This is a genomic window from Teichococcus rhizosphaerae (assembly GCF_002631185.1).
GTDB classification, from domain to species: Bacteria; Pseudomonadota; Alphaproteobacteria; order Acetobacterales; family Acetobacteraceae; genus Pseudoroseomonas; species Pseudoroseomonas rhizosphaerae.
This window is the reverse complement of sequence record NZ_PDNU01000106.1, coordinates 1-1909: the sequence shown is the minus strand read 5'-3', so window position 1 is coordinate 1909 and position 1909 is coordinate 1. Positions and strand designations below refer to the sequence as shown.

Here is a 1909-nt window from a genome sequence, read left to right as displayed (position 1 = left end):
GCGACGCCGAGGCCGAGCGCTACGTGCATCTCGGCGCCACCAGCCAGGACGCCATGGACAGCGGCCTGGTGCTGCAACTGCGCCGTGCGCTGGCCTTGCTCGAGCAGGATCTGCAACGTCTTGCCGAGGTCCTGGCGGACCAGGCCGAACGGCATGCCGACACGCCGCTGGCCGGGCGCACCTGGTTGCAGCACGCCACCCCGGTGACCCTGGGCATGAAGTTCGCCGGCCTGCTCGGTGCTTTGACCCGGCACCGCCAGCGCCTGCGCGAGTTGCGCCCGCGCCTGCTGGTGCTGCAATTCGGCGGCGCCTCGGGGACGCTCGCCGCGCTCGGCGAACAGGCCCTGCCGGTGGCCGCGGCGCTGGCCGAGGAGCTGGGCCTGGCTTTGCCCGAACAACCCTGGCACACCCAGCGTGACCGCCTGGTGGAGTTCGCCAGCGTGCTCGGCCTGGTGGCCGGTAGCCTCGGCAAGTTCGGGCGCGATGTCAGCCTGCTGATGCAGACCGAGGCCGGCGAGGTCTTCGAGCCGGCCGGCGCCGGGCGCGGCGGTTCCTCGACCATGCCGCACAAGCGCAACCCGGTGAGCAGCGCGGTGCTGATCGCCGCCGCCACCCGTGCGCCGGGGCTGGTCTCGACCCTGTTCGCGGCGATGCCGCAGGAACACGAGCGCAGCCTCGGTCTCTGGCACGCCGAGTGGGAAACCCTGCCGGAACTCTGTTGCCTGGTTTCCGGCGCGTTGCAACAGGCGATCGGCCTGCTCGAAGGCTTGGAGGTGGACGCCGAGCGGATGCGCCACAACCTCGGCCTGACCCACGGCCTGGTGCTCGCCGAGGCGGTGAGCATCGCCCTGGCCCGCCGTATCGGCCGCGAAGCCGCGCATCACCTGGTGGAACAGTGCTGCCGCCGCGCCGTCGAGCAGCGCCGCGAGTTGCGCGCGGTGCTCGGCGAAGAGGCGCGGGTGAGCGCCGAGTTGTCCGGCGACGAACTGGACCGCCTGCTCGATCCCGCCCATTACCTCGGCCAGGCCCGCGCCTGGGTCGAGCGCGCGCTCGCCGAACACCATGCCCTGGGCTTCGAACCCCATCCCGCCTGACTGGAGATCCCTTCGTGCCAACCGTACGCCTCGCCGACGGCGACCTGAACTACTCCCTGGAAGGACCGGCCGGCGCGCCGGTCCTGCTGTTGTCAAACTCGCTGGGCACCGACCTGGGCATGTGGGACACGCAGATCCCCGCACTCACCGCCCACTTCCGCGTGCTGCGCTACGACACCCGCGGCCACGGCGCCTCGCTGGTCACCCCCGGACCGTACGCCATCGGCCAGCTCGGCGCCGACGTGCTTGCCCTGCTCGATGCCCTCGACCTGCCGCGCGTGCATTTCTGCGGGCTGTCCATGGGCGGCCTGATCGGTCAGTGGCTGGGCATCCACGCCGGCGAGCGGCTCGGCCGGCTGGTGCTGTGCAACACTGCGGCGAAGATCGCCAGCGACGAGGTCTGGAACACCCGCATCGATACCGTCCTGAAAGGCGGCGAGCAGGCCATGCGCGACCTGCGCGACGCCTCGGTGGCGCGCTGGTTCACCGAGGGCTTCGCCGAGCGCGAACCGGCGCAGGTCGAGCGCATCGTCGCGATGCTCGCGGCCACCTCGCCGCAGGGCTACGCGGCCAACTGCGCTGCGGTACGCGACGCCGACTTCCGCGAGCAGCTCGGGCTGGTCCAGGCGCCGACGCTGATCGTCGCCGGCAGCCACGATGCCGTGACCACTCCGGACAACGCCCGCTTCATGCAGGCGCGCATCGCCGACGCGCAGTTGGTCGAGTTCGCCGCCGCGCACCTGTCCAACGTCGAAGCGGGCGACGCCTTCAGCCGCCGCCTGGTCGCTTTCCTGCTGTCCGCCTGAGGAGCCGCC

Annotated in this window: 2 protein-coding genes; both read left to right on the top strand. The window is 71.8% G+C overall.

The window, feature by feature from the left end; genetic code table 11:
* Positions 1 to 1094, top strand: a 1094-nt coding sequence (locus CR162_RS21795) for a 3-carboxy-cis,cis-muconate cycloisomerase (protein WP_099097545.1), incomplete at its 5' end; no start/stop codon positions are given.
* 14 nt (positions 1095 to 1108) lie between these two features.
* Positions 1109 to 1900, top strand: a complete 792-nt coding sequence (gene pcaD, locus CR162_RS21790) for a 3-oxoadipate enol-lactonase (protein ID WP_099097544.1) — start codon at positions 1109 to 1111, stop codon at positions 1898 to 1900.
* Positions 1901 to 1909: the final 9 nt, after the last annotated feature.